This window comes from Streptomyces sp. NPDC057694 (genome assembly GCF_042799415.1).
GTDB lineage: Bacteria > Actinomycetota > Actinomycetes > Streptomycetales > Streptomycetaceae > Streptomyces.
The window spans coordinates 1,179,067-1,193,604 of the sequence record NZ_JBHVIX010000001.1; the positions used below are offsets into that span (position 1 = coordinate 1,179,067).

15 protein-coding genes are annotated in these 14,538 nt (G+C 73.2%); 1 reads left to right on the forward strand and 14 read right to left on the reverse strand.

Going from position 1 to position 14,538, the window contains the following annotated elements:
• Nucleotides 1-31 precede the first annotated feature (31 nt).
• The 9 genes from ACFVDP_RS05340 to ACFVDP_RS05380 all read right to left on the reverse strand — a co-directional run bounded on the left by ACFVDP_RS05340 (nucleotide 32) and on the right by ACFVDP_RS05380 (nucleotide 9,712).
• Nucleotides 32-1,246 (reverse strand): acyl-CoA dehydrogenase family protein, encoded by a 1,215-nt coding sequence (locus ACFVDP_RS05340; protein ID WP_383483509.1) that lies wholly within the window; start codon nucleotides 1,244-1,246, stop codon nucleotides 32-34.
• Nucleotides 1,243-2,364 (reverse strand): LLM class flavin-dependent oxidoreductase, encoded by a 1,122-nt coding sequence (locus tag ACFVDP_RS05345; RefSeq protein ID WP_383483512.1) that lies wholly within the window; start codon nucleotides 2,362-2,364, stop codon nucleotides 1,243-1,245. The genes ACFVDP_RS05340 and ACFVDP_RS05345 overlap by 4 nt, the downstream gene beginning before the upstream one ends.
• Before the next feature lie 38 nt (nucleotides 2,365-2,402).
• Nucleotides 2,403-3,404, reverse strand: coding sequence for an ABC transporter ATP-binding protein (locus tag ACFVDP_RS05350; protein WP_383483515.1), 1,002 nt, complete (start codon nucleotides 3,402-3,404; stop codon nucleotides 2,403-2,405).
• A complete protein-coding gene (locus ACFVDP_RS05355; RefSeq protein WP_383483518.1) occupies nucleotides 3,401-4,426 on the reverse strand; it encodes an ABC transporter ATP-binding protein in 1,026 nt (341 codons plus the stop codon). Before ACFVDP_RS05355 ends, ACFVDP_RS05350 begins: the two co-directional genes overlap by 4 nt.
• Nucleotides 4,410-5,366 carry an ABC transporter permease gene (locus ACFVDP_RS05360; protein ID WP_383483521.1) on the reverse strand — a complete coding sequence of 319 codons (957 nt, stop codon included), beginning with the start codon at nucleotides 5,364-5,366 and terminating at the stop codon, nucleotides 4,410-4,412. Before ACFVDP_RS05360 ends, ACFVDP_RS05355 begins: the two co-directional genes overlap by 17 nt.
• Nucleotides 5,363-6,394, reverse strand: a complete 1,032-nt coding sequence (locus tag ACFVDP_RS05365; protein WP_383483523.1) for an ABC transporter permease — start codon at nucleotides 6,392-6,394, stop codon at nucleotides 5,363-5,365. The genes ACFVDP_RS05360 and ACFVDP_RS05365 overlap by 4 nt, the downstream gene beginning before the upstream one ends.
• Nucleotides 6,391-7,968, reverse strand: coding sequence for an ABC transporter substrate-binding protein (locus ACFVDP_RS05370; protein ID WP_383483527.1), 1,578 nt, complete (start codon nucleotides 7,966-7,968; stop codon nucleotides 6,391-6,393). The genes ACFVDP_RS05365 and ACFVDP_RS05370 overlap by 4 nt, the downstream gene beginning before the upstream one ends.
• 308 nt (nucleotides 7,969-8,276) lie before the next feature.
• On the reverse strand, nucleotides 8,277-9,185 hold the full coding sequence (locus ACFVDP_RS05375) for a DsbA family protein (protein WP_383483530.1): 909 nt from the start codon (nucleotides 9,183-9,185) through the stop codon (nucleotides 8,277-8,279).
• Nucleotides 9,186-9,286: 101 nt separating this feature from the next.
• The gene (locus ACFVDP_RS05380; RefSeq protein WP_383483533.1) at nucleotides 9,287-9,712 is read right to left on the reverse strand and encodes an RrF2 family transcriptional regulator; all 426 of its coding nucleotides are present in this window, start codon (nucleotides 9,710-9,712) and stop codon (nucleotides 9,287-9,289) included.
• Between the two features lie 168 nt (nucleotides 9,713-9,880).
• Here ACFVDP_RS05380 and ACFVDP_RS05385 point away from each other — a divergent pair, with 168 nt between their 5' ends.
• Nucleotides 9,881-10,390, forward strand: coding sequence for a cupin domain-containing protein (locus ACFVDP_RS05385; RefSeq protein ID WP_383483536.1), 510 nt, complete (start codon nucleotides 9,881-9,883; stop codon nucleotides 10,388-10,390).
• On the opposite strand, the gene ACFVDP_RS05390 is transcribed toward ACFVDP_RS05385, so the two are convergent.
• From ACFVDP_RS05390 to ACFVDP_RS05410, 5 genes are all read right to left on the reverse strand, one after another.
• Nucleotides 10,387-11,196: an ABC transporter ATP-binding protein gene (locus tag ACFVDP_RS05390; RefSeq protein ID WP_383483538.1), complete on the reverse strand. Its 810-nt coding sequence runs from the start codon at nucleotides 11,194-11,196 to the stop codon at nucleotides 10,387-10,389. The genes ACFVDP_RS05385 and ACFVDP_RS05390 overlap by 4 nt on opposite strands.
• Nucleotides 11,183-12,220 carry an ABC transporter substrate-binding protein gene (locus ACFVDP_RS05395; RefSeq protein ID WP_383483542.1) on the reverse strand — a complete coding sequence of 346 codons (1,038 nt, stop codon included), beginning with the start codon at nucleotides 12,218-12,220 and terminating at the stop codon, nucleotides 11,183-11,185. Before ACFVDP_RS05395 ends, ACFVDP_RS05390 begins: the two co-directional genes overlap by 14 nt.
• A gap of 57 nt (nucleotides 12,221-12,277) precedes the next feature.
• Nucleotides 12,278-13,156 carry an ABC transporter permease gene (locus ACFVDP_RS05400; RefSeq protein WP_383483546.1) on the reverse strand — a complete coding sequence of 293 codons (879 nt, stop codon included), beginning with the start codon at nucleotides 13,154-13,156 and terminating at the stop codon, nucleotides 12,278-12,280.
• The gene (locus ACFVDP_RS05405; RefSeq protein WP_383483549.1) at nucleotides 13,153-14,259 is read right to left on the reverse strand and encodes an LLM class flavin-dependent oxidoreductase; all 1,107 of its coding nucleotides are present in this window, start codon (nucleotides 14,257-14,259) and stop codon (nucleotides 13,153-13,155) included. Before ACFVDP_RS05405 ends, ACFVDP_RS05400 begins: the two co-directional genes overlap by 4 nt.
• A gap of 149 nt (nucleotides 14,260-14,408) precedes the next feature.
• The gene (locus ACFVDP_RS05410; protein ID WP_383484356.1) at nucleotides 14,409-14,534 is read right to left on the reverse strand and encodes a putative leader peptide; all 126 of its coding nucleotides are present in this window, start codon (nucleotides 14,532-14,534) and stop codon (nucleotides 14,409-14,411) included.
• Between the last annotated feature and the right edge of the window lie 4 nt (nucleotides 14,535-14,538).

A 14,538-nucleotide genomic window follows, 5' to 3' on the forward strand; every position in this document is an offset into this window, starting at 1 on the left:
TCGACTGACCTGGCCGGGGGTTGGTTCGTGGTCACGGGGTGTCCTTCGCTGCGAGGGGGTGACGGTCGAGGGCCGCGCGGCCGGCGGCGGTGAGGAGGGAGTCGTCCTGCGGTGTGTGGATCCGGCCGCAGAGCACGTCGCGGTAGTGCCGCTGGAGCGGGTTGGCGCGGGTCAGGCCGTGGTTGCCGGTGAGCTGGAGGGCCTGTTCGACGGCGCCGATGGCGGCGCGGGTGCCGAGGAGTTTGGCGGTGCCCGCCTGGGCGGGGGCGTCCGGGTCGCCCGCGTCGACGCGGGCCGCGAGCGCGTCGACCAGGACGGAGGCGCCGGTGAGGGCGGTCTCGATCTCGCCGACGGCGCTCTGGAAGCGGGGCAGGGTGGCCAGCGGGGCGCCGAGTCCGGTGGGGACGCGTTCGTGGAGGAAGCCGACGAGCCAGTCGCGGGCCGCCCCGGCGACGCCGAGGTAGAGGGCGGTCAGTCCGAGGGCGCCCCAGGCGCCGCCCACCGCGTCCGGCGTCGCGGGGCCGGGGGCTCCGAGCGCCACGACGTCGTCCACGGGGACGCGTACGCCGTCGAACAGGACGTCGTCGCTGCGGCTCGCCCGCAGTCCGACGTGGTCCCAGGTCGGCAGGATCGTCAGCCCCGGGCTGTCGCGGCGGACCAGGAACGAGCCGACGCGCACCGGGTCCTCGTCGGTGCGGGCCCAGACGAGCATGCGGTCGAGGCCGACGGCGCCCGTCGAGTAGATCTTGCGGCCGGTGAGCAGCCAGTGGTCGCCGTCGCGGCGGGCGGTGGTCGCGGGCAGTCCGCCGCGGACCGGGCTGCCCAGCTCGGGCTCGACCCGCAGGTGGTTGACCAGGGCGGGACGGGCCGCGGCTCCGTGGAGGAAGTCGGCGTACGCGGCCGTCGGCCATCTCGGTGTACGGGCCTCGGCCGCGTGCACGAACAGGGTCATCGCGCTGATCAGCGCGACGGCCGGGTCGCCCGCGCCGAGGGCGCGCAGGATGCGGACGGTGTCCGCGAGCCCGGCGCCGGGCCCGCCGTGCCGGGCGGCGACGGTCGCGGTGAGCAGTCCCGCCTCGTGGACGTGGGCGATGCCTTCGGCGGGGAAGGACGCCTCCCGGTCGTGCGTGTCGGCGCGGGCGGCGAGGGCGCGGGTGACGTCCGGGAGCCGGTCGAGCCGCAGGGCTGGGAGGACGGCTTCCTCGACGGCGGGTTCCTGCCCGGATTCCGTGCGGGCCGCGCTCACGCGGGCACCACGGCCTCGTCCGCCGCGGCGGTCGCCGCGCGGGAGGTGCGCACCAGGTCGATGAGGGTGGCGTAGTCGCGGGCGTCGGCGAGCGGGGAGAAGCCGCGGATGAGGAGGGTGGTGACGCCGAGCGCCACGTAGTCGAGCAGGGCGTCGGCGACCTGTTCGTAACTGCCCACCAGGGCCGTCGAGTTGCCTGCGGCGCCCGTGGTCTTGGCGATCTCGGTCCACAGCCGCTTGTCGTGGACCTCGCCCTGGGCGGCGTACTCCAGAAGGCGCTGGGAGCCACGCTGCTCGGCGTGGTCGAGGGGGAAGGACTTGCGCGGTTCGCCGAAGCGCTCCTTGGTCAGGCGCAGGATCTCCCTGGCCCGCTCCCACGCCTCGGCCTCGGTCGCGGCGGCGATGGGCCGCAGGCTGACGCTGAACCGGGGGTCGCGGCCGTGCGGCGCCGCGGCGGTCCGGACCTCGCGGATGCGCTCGGCGATCCCTGCGAGGGGCTCGCCCCAGAAGGCGTAGACGTCGGCGTGCCTGCTGCCGGTGCGGACGGCGTCGGCGGAGGCGCCGCCGAAGTAGACGGGGATCGGGGCGGCCGGGCGTACCGCGGAGAGGCCGCCCTTGACCTGGTAGAACTCGCCCTCGTGGTCGAAGGGTTCGGTGGCGGTCCACTCCTTGCGGACCACGTCGAGGAAGTCGTCGGTGCGGCGGTAGCGGGTCGGCTTGTCCGTGAAGTCGCCGTCGCGTGCCTGGTCGGCGTCGTCGCCGCCGGTGATGACGTGCAGGGCGACCCGGCCCGGGTGGAAGGCGTCCAGGGTGGCGAACTTGCGGGCGGCGAGGGTCGGGGCGACGAAGCCGGGCCGGTGCGCGAGGAGGACGCCGAGGCGGCTGGTGTGCTGGAGGACCTGGTCGGCGACGGTGAAGCCGTCGGGGCTGGCCGAGGAGTGGGCGATCAGGACCCGGTCGAAGCCGGACGCCTCGTGGACGCGGGCGACTTCGCGTACGTAGTCGGGCTGGACGACGGGGCCTTCGGCGCGGGGGCCGCTCTCGCTGGACTCGTGGGTGGCGGCGAACCCGATGAACTCGATGGGCGCTGCTTCGCTGGGCGTGGCGTCGATGGGCATGACGGGGTGACTCCTGAAGGGGTGAGGGGAGGGACGGTTCAGCCGATGCGGTCGCGCCACGTCTCGGCGTGGTGGCAGGCGACGGTGCGCGCGGCGGTGCGGACCGCGGCGGGCTCCGTACGACAGGTGTCGTCGGCGAACCGGCAGCGCGGGGCGAACACGCATCCGGTGTCGTCCGGCCAGGGCTCGCGTTCGCCGGACGCCCTCAACTGGGCCGGAAGCAGCCGGTGTTCGGTCCGCACGCTGGGTGCGGAGGCGGTGAGCAGGGCCGTGTACGGGTGGCGCGGGTGCTGGAGGACGTCGCCGATGGGGCCCTGTTCGACGAGCCGTCCCCGGTAGAGGACGGCCACCCGGTCGGCGATGCCGGCGAGTGAGGACAGGTCGTGGGAGATGACGACGACGGCGAGGCCGAGTTCCCGGCGGAGCCGGTCGAGGAGGGCGAGGACGAGGTTGCGGTTGGAGGCGTCGAGGGCGCTGACGGGTTCGTCGCTGAAGAGCAGCCGGGGCCGGGTGACGATGGCGCGGGCGAGCGAGACGCGCTGGCGCTGCCCGCCGGAGAGCTGCCCGGGGACGCGGTCCCCGAACTGGTCGGCGTCCAGGCCGACGAGGGCCAGCGCCTCGTCGGCACGCGCGGCCCGCTCCTGGCGGGTGAGCGATCCCGCCACCGTGAGGGGTTCGGCGACGATCTGGCGGATCGTCAGGTCCGGGTCCTGGGAGCGCAGCGGGTCCTGGAACATGTACTGGACCTGTCCGGACCGCCGGAACTCGCGCAGCGCCCGCCGGTCGAGTCCGGTCAGCTCGTGTCCGTCGAAGCGGACGGCGCCCGCGTCGGGCCGCACCAGGCCGACGGCGGTCCGCGCCAGGGTGGTCTTGCCGGAGCCGGTCTCGCCGATGACGCCGATGATGTCCCCGGCCCGGACGTCGAGTCGGACACCGGTGAGGACCCGGGTGCGCCGGGCGGCTCCCCGCAGGGCGCCCCGGCGGCCGAAGGAGACGTCGAGGCCGTCGATCTCCAGCAGGGTTTCCGGGGTGGTGGTCATCGGGCGGCTCCTTCCGGTGCGGCGAGGCTCGCCGGGCGTACGCAGCGGGTGCGCCGGCCGCCGTCCAGGGTGCGCAGGGCGATCGGCCCGTCGACGCACTCGCGGGTCGCGTGGGCGCACCGGTCGGCGAACCGGCAGCCCGGCAGGTCGGCGCCCGTCTCGGGCGGCCGGCCGGGGATCGTGTCGAGTTCCCTGCGTCCCCAGTCGCCGAGGGACGCCACCCGCAGCAGCGCCTCGGTGTACGGGTGCGCGGGTGCGGCCAGTACCTCGGCGGTCGGGCCGTCCTCGACGATCTCGCCCGCGTACATGACGATGACGCGGTCGCAGGCCTCGGCGACGACGGCGAGGTCGTGGGTGACGAGGAGGAGGGCGAGCCCGCGCTCGGCCCGCAGGGTGCGGAGCAGTTCGAGGATCTCCGCCTGGATGACGACGTCCAGGGCGGTGGTCGCCTCGTCGGCGATGAGGAGTTCCGGCTCGCAGGAGACGGCGATGGCGATGAGGACCCGCTGGAGCATGCCGCCGGACAGTTCGTGCGGGTACTGGTGGAAGAGTTCGCCGGGCCGGTGCAGGCCCACCGCCGCGAACAGTTCGACGGCGCGCTGCCGTGCGGCGGACCGGGCGAGGCCCCGGCCCACCCGCAGTTGTTCGGCGAGCTGCCTGCCGACGGTGAGCGAGGGGTTCAGGTACGAGGCGGGGTCCTGGAAGACGGCTCCGACGCGTCGGCCCCGTACCGCGTTCCACTCCCGGCGGGTGAGGGCGGTGAGGTCGGTGGCGGCGGAGCCGGTGTCGGAAAGCGCGACCCGTCCGGCGGCTACTTCGCACCCCTGCGGCAGGACACCGAGCACGGACCGGCAGGTCAGGCTCTTGCCGCTGCCCGACTCCCCCACCAGGCCGACCGCTTCGCCCCGGGCGAGGGTGAAGGACACGTCGCGGACGGCGGCCACGGAACGGCCCACCGTGACGTCGAGGCCCTCGACGGTGAGGACGGGGGCGGCCGTCTCTGCTTCAGCCAGTGGTGACACGGCGCTCGGCCTCCTCGCTCTGCTCGGTCTGCTCGGACTTCTCGACACGGACGGCCGGCTCGACGACGGGCTCCTCGGGCACCGAACTCGTCGGCACTGCGAGAGCATTGAGGGTTCGTGTCACCGGCTGCGTCCCGCCGTCGCGGATCGCGTCCGCCAGCAGGTTGAGCGCCCCGACGGTGATCATGATCGCGGCGCCGGGGACGAGCGGTGCCCACGGCTGCTGGGCGAGGTAGCCGAGGTCGGAGGCGAGCATCCCGCCCCAGGTCGGCGCGGGCGCCTTGACGCCGAGGCCGAGGAAGGTGAGCGAGGAGACGACCAGCAGGGCCTGCCCCGCCACCTGCGCGGTGGTCACCGCGACCGTCGGCAGGATCTTGCCCCAGACGTGGGTGCGCAGGATCCATCGGCGGGACGCGCCCATCAGCTCGGCGGCCTCCACGTACTGCGCCTGCTTCAGGCCGAGCGCGGCGGCCCTGGTGACGCGGAAGTAGAGCGGCGCGAAGAGGACGCCGAGGGCCAGCATGGCCTGGTGCACGCCGTTGCCGAGGGCGCCGACGACGGCGATCGCGAAGACCGTGAACGGCATGATCATCAGCGTGTCGGCGGCCCGCTGCGTCGTCCATTCCACGGCCGGGCCGAGCCAGACGGACGCGAGTCCCGGGACCACGCCGACCAGCAGGGCGGCGCCGACGGCCTCCAGGGCGCCGCCGATCGACAGGCCCGTACCGGAGACGACACGGCTCAGGACGTCACGGCCGAGGTAGTCGGTGCCCAACAGGTGGGCTGCGCTGGGGCCTTGGAGCATGTCGGCGGGGTGCTGCGCCAGCGGGTCGTCCAGCGCGAGCGCGCCGCCCGCGACGGCTAGCACCGCCACCACGGCGAGCACGGCGAGGGCGATCCTGGCCGAGCGCTGTCGCCAGGTGATCCGGAGCACCCTCATGCGATCTCCCCCTTGCGCGCGGCGCGTCCGCTCCTGCGGGCCGCCGGGTTGAGCGCACCGAGTGCCGCGTCGATCGCGATGTTGGCGACGAGGACGACGGCGACGGTGACGAGGAGCGTGCCCTGCACGACGGGGATGTCGTGCCGTTCGGCGGACTGGAGGGAGAGTTGCGCGATGCCGGGGAGGTTGAAGATCTTCTCGGTGACGACGGCGCCGCCGAGGATGACCGGCACGCTCATCCCGAGGACGGTGAGGGCGGGTCCGGCCGCGTTGCGCAGGACGTGGCCGAACAGGACCCGGCGGGCGGAGAAGCCGCGCATCTCGGCGCCGATGACGTAGTTCTCGCGCAGCGCCCCGACCAGGGAGGTGCGCAGTTGCCGGGCGATGGAGGCGGCGGCGTCCAGGCTGAGGGCGAAGGCGGGCAGGATCGCGTAGCGCAGCCAGGGGCCCGCGCCCGCGTTCAGCGGTTCGTAGCCGCCGGTGGGCAGTGCGCCGAACTGGACGGCGAACACGACGATCAGGACGATGCCGATGAGGAACGGCGGCAGCGTCGCGAGCACCGAGCAGACGAGCGTGACGGCCCGGTCGACGCGTCCGCCGGCGTGCAGCGCGGCGGCGATCCCCGCGCCGCCGCCGATGAGGACGGCGAGCAGCAGGGCGAGTCCGGCGATGGACAGGTCGACGGGGAGGGCCTGGGCGATGCTGTCCGCGACCGGCACGCCGGTGAACCACGAGGTGCCCAGGTCTCCGGTGAGCGCGTGGCCGAGCCAGCTCACGTACTGCACGGGCAGCGGCCGGTCGAGGCCGAACTGGGCCTCCATGCGGGCGATGTCGGCCGGTGTGGCGAGGTCGCCGAGGACGGCCGCGGCGGGGTTGGCCTGCGAGAGCGCGCCGAGTGCGAACGTCAGCAGCGAGGCGAGGAGGAAGACGGTGGCGGTGGTGACGGCGACCCGGCCGAGCGAGCGGGGCGCCCCGGCGAGACGTCGAGGCGGCCGGGCCCGCCGGGCGTTGACGGCGGGTGCGCTCATCCGACGGTCACCCCGTCGAAGCGCTGGACGACGGTGTAGGCGGGGATCTCGGAGACCTCGGGGTTGCGGGCGAGGATGCGCGGGACGGTGTACAGGAACGTGTTGGGCATGTCCCGCACGGCGATGCCGGTCGCCTTCTGGAGCACCTCGGGGTAGTCGGCCGCGTCCAGCGGGGTGCGGCGGACGGCGTCGAGGGCCTTCTCGAGTTCGGGTGTCGTGGTGCGCCCGGGGTTCATCAGGCCCTCCTTGCCGAACAGCACCTGGAAGGCCTGGGTGGCGGAGTCGCGGCCGGCGAACTGGTCGACGTTGAGCGCCTTGGCGCGCTGGATGTAGACGATCTGCGTCGCCTGGTCGGCGGGGATGGTCTCGATGGTGGCGGTGATCCCGACCTTCTTCAGCTGGGCCTGGAGCAACTCCGGTACGCCTTCGGCCTTCTGGGTGGTGAGGGTGAGCTTCAGGCCGTCCGCGTGTCCGGCCTTCGCGAGGAGCTCCCTGGCCTTCTTCGGGTCGTACGGGAACAGCTTGTCGAGCGCCGGGTCGTAGCCCGCGTAGCCCTTGGGGAACGGCTGGCGGGTGGTCTCGCCGTAGCCGAAGGAGGCCGTCTTGAGCAGTTCCTCGCGGTCGATCGCATACTTCAGGGCGAGGATGACGTCCGGGTCGGTGAACGGCTCGCGGCCGTTGTGCACATCGAGGACGGCCACCACCATGGACGGGATGACCTGCACCTTCAGTCCGGCCGCGCGGGCGGCCTTGACCTGACTGCCGGGGATCTGGGCGACGTTGTACTGGCCGGACTTCAGTGCGGCGACGACGGTGGAGGGTTCCGGGAGCGGGTACAGCTCGAAGTTCTCGGTCCTGATCTTCTTGGCGTCCCAGTAGGCGGGGTTGCGCTTGAGAACGGCCTTGGAGTTCTCCACGTAGGAGACGAGCGCGTACGGCCCGGCGCCGGCCGGTTTCGTGGCCAGGCTCTTGGGTTCCTTCTCGAAGACCTTCGGGTTGACGACCATGCCGGTCTTGCCCGCGAGCAGGGCGGGTATCTGGAAGTCCGGCTCGGCCAGGCGGAGTTCGACGGTGTGCGCGTCCAGGGCGGTCACCTTCTTCACGCCGGTCAACTGGGAGGCCACCAGGGACTTCGCGTCGTCGCGGCCGCGTTCGAGGCTCTTCTTCACAGCTGTCGCGTCGACGGGGCTGCCGTCGCCGAACGTCGCCCCGGAGCGGAGGGTGAAGGTCACCACCGTCCCGTCGTCGTTGTACTTCCAGGACGTGGCGAGGGCGGGTACGGCGTCGCCCTGCGGATCGAGCTGGGTCAGGGCCGCGTAGACGAGGGAGAGGGAGTGCACGTCCCAGCCGGCCGACGAGGTGACCGGGTCCCATGAAGTGGGCAGGTCCCAGCCCCACTTGAGGGTTCCGCCGCCGCTTCTGGCCGTCGATGTGGACTGTCCGCCGCAGGCGGTCAGGGCGAGGGAGGCACCGGCGGCGAGCGAGACGCCGAGGAAGGAGCGGCGGCCGAGCAGAGGTGATGACGACTGCCCCGAGGACGGTCGGGGGGCGGTGGACAGGCGGAACGCAGGCATGGGAGCACACCTTTCTGACCGCGCCGCGCCGGACGGGCGTGCGGGCAGGTCATGGGACGCCCGGACGGCGGGGCGCGGGCACAGGAGGTGGAGGCCGGAAGAACGCGACGCGGGGACAGGGCCGCGGCGTCGGAGAAGTGCGGGGATGGCCGGCTTCGGGAAGAGCCTGCCCGGCAGAGAGGGGCAGGCGGCGGCCGCAGGGTCAGCGACAGAGTGCGCTGGAGGTGCGCCGGAAGTCCACGTAACGGCAGACCACGCCGGGATGCGTCGAAGGCATGCTCATATCCTCACGGCCGTCCGCCGGGCTGTCAATGGACACCTTTAGGTGTCTCATTGTCCGAGACCCCTGCGGCCTGCGCTTTCGTCGCCGGGTGGTGCTTCGCCTCGTCGGGGTGGAGCCACAGCGGACCGTTCGCCGTCACGACCCGCACGGCGTCGGCGGGCGGCTCCGATCCGCTGGTGAGCGACCGCAGTTCGGGCTCGGTGAGGCTGCGCCACAGGGCCGACGCGTCGTCGGGACCGAGCGGCGCGGGCAGGCGCAGGGGCGTCCCGGCTGCCGTCGACGCCGCGTCGAGGTAGTCCCGCAGCGGCCGCCAGCCCGGTACGCAGATCCGGCCTCCCGGCCCCTCGAAGAGGAGCGTCGGCAGGGCGTACCGGTGCCCTTCAGTCAGTTCCTTGGCGCGTCCCGGATGCGGTCCCGGTCCTTGCAGTCCGTACACCTCGGCCAGCGGGCGGCGCGCCTCCGCCCGGTCCGCGCGCACGGCGTCCCGGGCGGCGGACAGGGCGCGCTCGTCGAGGAGTTGGCGTACGTCGAGGCCCGGCACTCCCTGGACGGCCTCCTCGGCGGCGGCCAGGGTGTCGGCGGGCCGGCCCAGGACGAAGGTCGTCTCGCGCAGTCGGCGCAGGACCCGGTCGGCCACCTGCTCGCCCTGCGCCTCGGCGGCCTTCGCCACGACCGACGCGGGCCAGCTGGTCCGGGTCAGCCAGTGCAGCCGGGCGGCGTACGGGGCGCGGGTGTGGACCGCGACGCCCTCGATGAACCCCTCGTACCAGCGGGCCTCGGCGTCGGGGTCCGGCGCGGGGTCGTCGTCCTCGTCGAAGAGGATGCCGAACGCCCGCCGCCAGCGCAGGCGGGGCGCCAGACCGTGCCGCAGCCGCCGGAAGACCGGCTCGGAGCCCCATGCCCACGGGCAGGCGGGGTCGGTGAACTCGGTCACGTGCAACACAGGGTCGGTGAACTCGGTTATGTGCCGCGGAGGGTCGGTGAACTCGGTGATGCGCAAGTGAGGTTGGGGCGACACCTCCGGCTCCCCCGCGCTCATGCGGTGACAGCCTTGTCGTCCGCTCCCTGCCGGGCGAGGTCCGCGATGGTCGTGCGCGCGAGCAGGGTCTCGGCGGCCGATTCGACCCCGTGCCAGAGCCCGGGCAGGCCGGCCGCGGCGCCGGGGTACCCGAGGGCCTCGGGGCGCTGGCCGCGCACGGTGAAGAACGCGCCGTCGACGGCCGTCATCACCTCCGCCACCGAGATCGCGGCCGCGTCCCGCCCGAGCCAGTACCCGCCCTCGCAGCCGCGCTGGCTGCGCACGAGCCCGGCCGAACGCAGGTCGCGGAAGACCGACTTGAGGAAGCGGAACGGAATCTCCTGCGCCGAGGCGATGGACTCGCACGTCATCGGCCGCGCACTGTCGGCCGCGAGCTCGGCGAGTGCCCGCACGGCGTAGTCGACCCTGGCGGAAATCTGCATGTCACCGTCTTCCCAAGCGTCGGTCCCCGCGTCCCGGTCCACCCCGCTCGGAGCGTGCCGGAACCGGACCGCGGACAATGGACACATCTTGACATCCTTTTCTCCGGGTCTCTACGGTCGGCCCAAGGATCTTGGCTCTCCGCCCTTCGACGAGCAGGACTTCATCCCATGACATCGCACCCCGGCCACGACGCCTTCCACCCGCACCTCGCCGGGTCGGGCGAACTCCCCCTGAGCGCGCGGCTGCACCACGTCCGCGCCGACGGGCTCGACGGTGACACCGCGCAGAGCGGCGGGATGCGCCGGTTCGCCGCGATCAGCGGCGACAGCGTCGGCTCCGAGCGGCTGTGGATGGGCCAGACCCATGTCGCCCCCGTCACCGCGTCGTCCAACCATCACCACGGGGCCTCCGAGACGGCGATCCACGTCGTGAAGGGCCACCCCGAGTTCGTCTTCCTCGACGACTCCTCCGGCACGCCCGAGGAGGTCCGCATCCGCACGGCTCCCGGCGACTACATCTTCGTACCGCCGTTCGTCCCCCACCGGGAGGAGAACCCGAGCCCCGACGAGGAGGCCGTCGTGGTGATCGCCCGCAGCACCCAGGAGGCCATCGTGGTCAACCTCCCGGAGCTGTACGTGCTGGGCAAGGAGCCGGACGACGGGTCGCGGGACGCCTAGGATGCGGCCGCTTCCCTTGTGACGGCGGCCAGTTGGGCGCGCAGCGCGGCGAACCGGGCGTCCCCGCGCAGGGCGGCCACGTCGGTCGTCGCCCCGCGCGGCAGCGGGACGGGCATCTCGTCGATGACCCGGCCCGGGCCCGCCGCCATCACCACGACGCGGGAGCCGAGCAGGACGGCCTCCTCCGCGGAGTGCGTCACGAACACGACGGTCGCCCCCGTGACCGCCGCCAGCGTCCTGACCTCCTCCTGGAGGCGTTCGCGGGTGAGCGCGTCCAGGGCGGCGAACGGCTCGTCCATCAGCAGGATCTGCGGTTCGGCGGCCAGCGCCCGCGCGATGGCCACCCGCTGCTGCTGCCCGCCGGACAGCTCCCAGGTCCGCCGCCCGGCCATCCCGGACAGTCCGACCAGGGACAGCAACTCCTCGGCGCGGGCGGCCCGTTCGGCTCGTGCGACACCGTGCCGGGCCAGCGCGAAGGACAGGTTGCCGCCCACCGTGCGCCAGGGGAAGAGGCGCGGCTGCTGGAAGACGACGCCGACCTTGCGCCGTACCTCCACCGAACCGGCGGCGGGCCGCTCGAACCCGGCGACCAGGCGCAGCAGGGTCGTCTTGCCGCATCCGGACGGGCCGACGAGCACCAGGAACTCACCGGGGCCGACGGCCAGCGACACATCGGCGACCGCGGTGACCGGGGCCTTCGCCGTGCCGTAGCGGACGCTGACCCCGGACAGTTCGACATCGGGCTGTTCGGCCGGGGGCACCGTCTTCCGGATTTCGGCGGGCGCCGTGTCCTCAGCCCGCGGCACGGGACAGCTCCTTGACCGCGAGCGCCCGGTCGAAGACCGACTGGTCCGGCACCGCGTCGATGGCCTTCTGGCTCTTGAGGAACACGGCCGCGTCGTGCAGGTTCCGGGCGAGCGCGCCGGGGGCGCCCGGCTTGCCGAGGTAGTCGCTGCCCTGCTGCTCCTTCGCGGTGAGCAGGACCAGTTGGGCGAGCTGCTTCTTGGCGTCGCCGGCGCTGAGGTTGAGTTCGGCGCCGATGGCGGTGGCGGCCTCGCCGGGGTCGCTCTTGGCCAGCTTGACGGCCTGGTCCTCCGCCTCGATCCAGGCGTCCACGATCTTCGGGTGCTTCGCGGCGAACGTGTCGGTGACCACGCCGAGGTCGGCGGTCGGCTTGCCCTGGTCGGCGAGCTGCCGGCTGGTGACCAGGACCTTGCCGTCCTTCTCCAGGTCGGTGAGCGCGGGCGTCCACACGTACGCGGCGTCGATGTCGCCGCGCTGCCAGGCGGCCAGCGCGTCCTGCGGCTGGAGGTCGACGAGGGTCACGTCGGAGGCCTTGAGACCCGCCGATTGCAGGGCGGCGAGCAGCGAGTAGTGGGAGGTGGAGCCGAAGGGCGTGGCGATCTTCTTGCCCTTGAGGGCCTTGACGGAGCCGATGCCCTTCTTGGCGACGAGGGCTTCGTTCTCGCCGATCACGTCGTGGATCCACACCACCTTGTACGGGATGTTCAGCGGTGCGGAGAGGCCCTTGGTGACCGGGCTGGAACCGGCGAGCCCGAGATCGACGGCTCCGGCGATCACCGCGGTGTTCACATCGCCGCCCGAGTCGAACTTCACCCACTTCACGTCGACGTCCGGGAGCGCCTTCTCCAGCAGCCGTTGGTTCTTCACCACCAGGTCGGCGTTGGGTATCGCCTGGTAGGCGATGCGCACCTGGGTCTTTCCGCCGCCTTCGGCGGCGTCGGCACCGTCGCCGCAGGCGGACGCGGTGAGCGCGACCAGGGCGACGGCGGCGGCGAGGAGGGCGGTGCGGGGCGGTGCGGCGGGCATGGCGGTTCCTTCGGACAGGGGGACGGGGAACTACGGGAAAGGGGGTGAGCGGTGGTGTCAGGAACGGCCGCGCCAGGGGACCGCCAGCCGCTCCACGCCCTTGAAGAGCGCGTCGAGGACGATCCCGGAGACGCCGATGGCGATGATCCCGGCGATGACGACGTCGGTCTGGTTGTAGCGCTGCGCGTCCCGGATCATGCCTCCGATGCCCGGTACGCCGTTGATCGTCTCGGCGGCGACGACCGAGGTGTACGCGATGCCGACCGCGATCCGCACACCCGTCAGGATCTCCGGCAGGGCGGCGGGCAGCCGTACGGACAGCAGCAGCGACACGGGTCCGGCGCCCAGCGCCCGCGCCGCCTCCACCAGGTCGGCGGGCACGCCGCGCACGGCCGCGGCGGTGGCGGCCGCGATGGGCGGGAGCGCGGCGATGACGAGCAGCCAGATCTTCGGGGACTCGTCGATGCCGAACCAGATGACCAGGAGGGAGAGGTACGCCAGTGGCGGCAGCGTGCGCAGGAAGGTGACGGCGGGTTCCAGGATCACCGCGACCGGTTTGAGCACGCCGATGAGCAGGCCCAGCGGAACACCGGCGAGGGCCGCGTACCCCGTGCCGATGCCGATCCGGCGCAGGGAGACCCCGAGGTGTTCGATGAGCAGGTGGTTGCTGAAGCCGCGCACCCCGTCGTGGACGGTCGACGCCTCGACAAAAGCGTGCCAGACGTCTCCGGGCGACGGCACGAGGACGCGTGGCCAGACGCCCGCGACGACCACGGCCTGCCAGCCGGCGATGAGGACGGCGAGGGCGAGCAGGCGCAGGGCGGTCCAGCGCAGGGCGGCGGCGGCCGCCCAGGTGCGCCGGGCTTGAGTGGAGCGGGTTCCGTCCGGCGCGGGGCGGGTGTCCCGCGTCGCGGCTGTCTCCTCGATCAGGGTCACGCCGCCGCCTCGGTGAGGGCCCGCAGCCGGGGTGCGACCTCTTCGCCGACCCGGTAGGCCTCCTCCAGGTGCGGATAGCCGGACAGGACGAACTCGTCGATCCCCAACTGCCCGTATTCGAAGAGTCGTCGGGCGACGTCGTCGTGCGAGCCGACCAGCGCGGTTCCGGCGCCCTCGCGTACGAGTCCGATGCCGGCCCACAGGTTGGGCGCCACGGTCAGGTTCTCGGCGGAGCCGCCGTGCAGGGCGGCCATCCGTGCCTGTCCGGTCGAGTCCATGCGGGCGAAGCGTTCCTGGGAGGCGCGCACGGCCGCGGGGTCGAGTCCGGCGAGGATGCGGTCGGCCTCCGCCCACGCCTCGTCCGCGGTGTCCCGGGTGATGATGTGCAGCCGGATCCCGAAGCGCAGCCGACGGCCCTGCTGCGCGGCCTTCGCCTGTACGCGGTCGATGCGTTCGGCGATCGCCGCCGGCGGTTCGCCCCACAGGAGTTGGACCTCGGCGTGACGGGCGGCGACGTCCTCGGCCGCGGCGGACGCGCCGCCGAAGTAGAGGGGGACGCGGGGCCGCTCGGCCGGACCGTCGAGGCGGGCGCCTTCCACGCGCACATGGCGGCCCGCGAAGTCGACGGGCTTGCCGTCCAGCAACTCCCGCACCACGTGCATGAGTTCGCCGGTCCTGGCGTAGCGCTCCTCCTTGGGCAGCGGGTCGCCGTAGGCGCGCTGCTCGGCCGGATCACCGCCGGTGACGACGTTCAGCGCGATGCGGTCGCCGAACAACCGACGGAAGGTGTCGGCCTGTTGGGCGATCAGCGTGGGCTGGGCGAGCCCCGCGCGGAAGGCGACGAGGAACCCGATGCGTTCGGTGACCGCGGCGACGGCCGGGGTGAGCACCCAGGGATCCACGCAGCCGAGCCCCACCGGGGTGAGGAGTCTGTCGAACCCCGCGCGCTCGGCGGCGCGGGCGACCTGGGCGAGATAGCCGAGGTCGGCGGCGCGGCGGGTGGCGGCGGAGGTACGGCCCTGGACGGCGGTGACACCGCCGGGGTCGCGGCCGTCACCGCCCGTGGGCAGGAACCAGTGCAGAACGGGGCCAGGGGTGGACATGCGGGCACACCTCGACGGGGAGTCCGGGAGCTGAGGACGGGGAGAACGCCACCGGCCGACAGCCCGCGGGGTGGTCAAGGACACACCCGGCGGTCCGGCGAAAGCGTGCGGTCAGCGGCGAGAAGGGTTGCTACGGCTCGATGGAGCGGTCAGCAACAGAGCGCGCGACAGGGCGCGGCGGCCCGACACAGCATCCCCGAGACACGCAGCAGATCCACGTGGCGGCGGGAGACCAGGGCGGGGTTCATGGCCGCATGATGACCCGAACCCCGCATCCGC

Excerpts from the sequence above, each read along its gene's own strand:
- ACFVDP_RS05345 (WP_383483512.1), bottom strand. The coding sequence starts at position 2,364 with ATGCCCATCGACGCCACGCCCAGCGAAGCAGCGCCCATCGAGTTCATC.
- ACFVDP_RS05350 (WP_383483515.1), bottom strand. The coding sequence starts at position 3,404 with ATGACCACCACCCCGGAAACCCTGCTGGAGATCGACGGCCTCGACGTC.
- ACFVDP_RS05360 (WP_383483521.1), bottom strand. The coding sequence starts at position 5,366 with ATGAGGGTGCTCCGGATCACCTGGCGACAGCGCTCGGCCAGGATCGCC.
- ACFVDP_RS05365 (WP_383483523.1), bottom strand. The coding sequence starts at position 6,394 with ATGAGCGCACCCGCCGTCAACGCCCGGCGGGCCCGGCCGCCTCGACGT.
- ACFVDP_RS05370 (WP_383483527.1), bottom strand. The coding sequence starts at position 7,968 with ATGCCTGCGTTCCGCCTGTCCACCGCCCCCCGACCGTCCTCGGGGCAG.
- ACFVDP_RS05380 (WP_383483533.1), bottom strand. The coding sequence starts at position 9,712 with ATGCAGATTTCCGCCAGGGTCGACTACGCCGTGCGGGCACTCGCCGAG.
- ACFVDP_RS05385 (WP_383483536.1), top strand. The coding sequence starts at position 9,881 with ATGACATCGCACCCCGGCCACGACGCCTTCCACCCGCACCTCGCCGGG.
- ACFVDP_RS05395 (WP_383483542.1), bottom strand. The coding sequence starts at position 12,220 with ATGCCCGCCGCACCGCCCCGCACCGCCCTCCTCGCCGCCGCCGTCGCC.
- ACFVDP_RS05405 (WP_383483549.1), bottom strand. The coding sequence starts at position 14,259 with ATGTCCACCCCTGGCCCCGTTCTGCACTGGTTCCTGCCCACGGGCGGT.
- ACFVDP_RS05410 (WP_383484356.1), bottom strand. The coding sequence starts at position 14,534 with ATGCGGGGTTCGGGTCATCATGCGGCCATGAACCCCGCCCTGGTCTCC.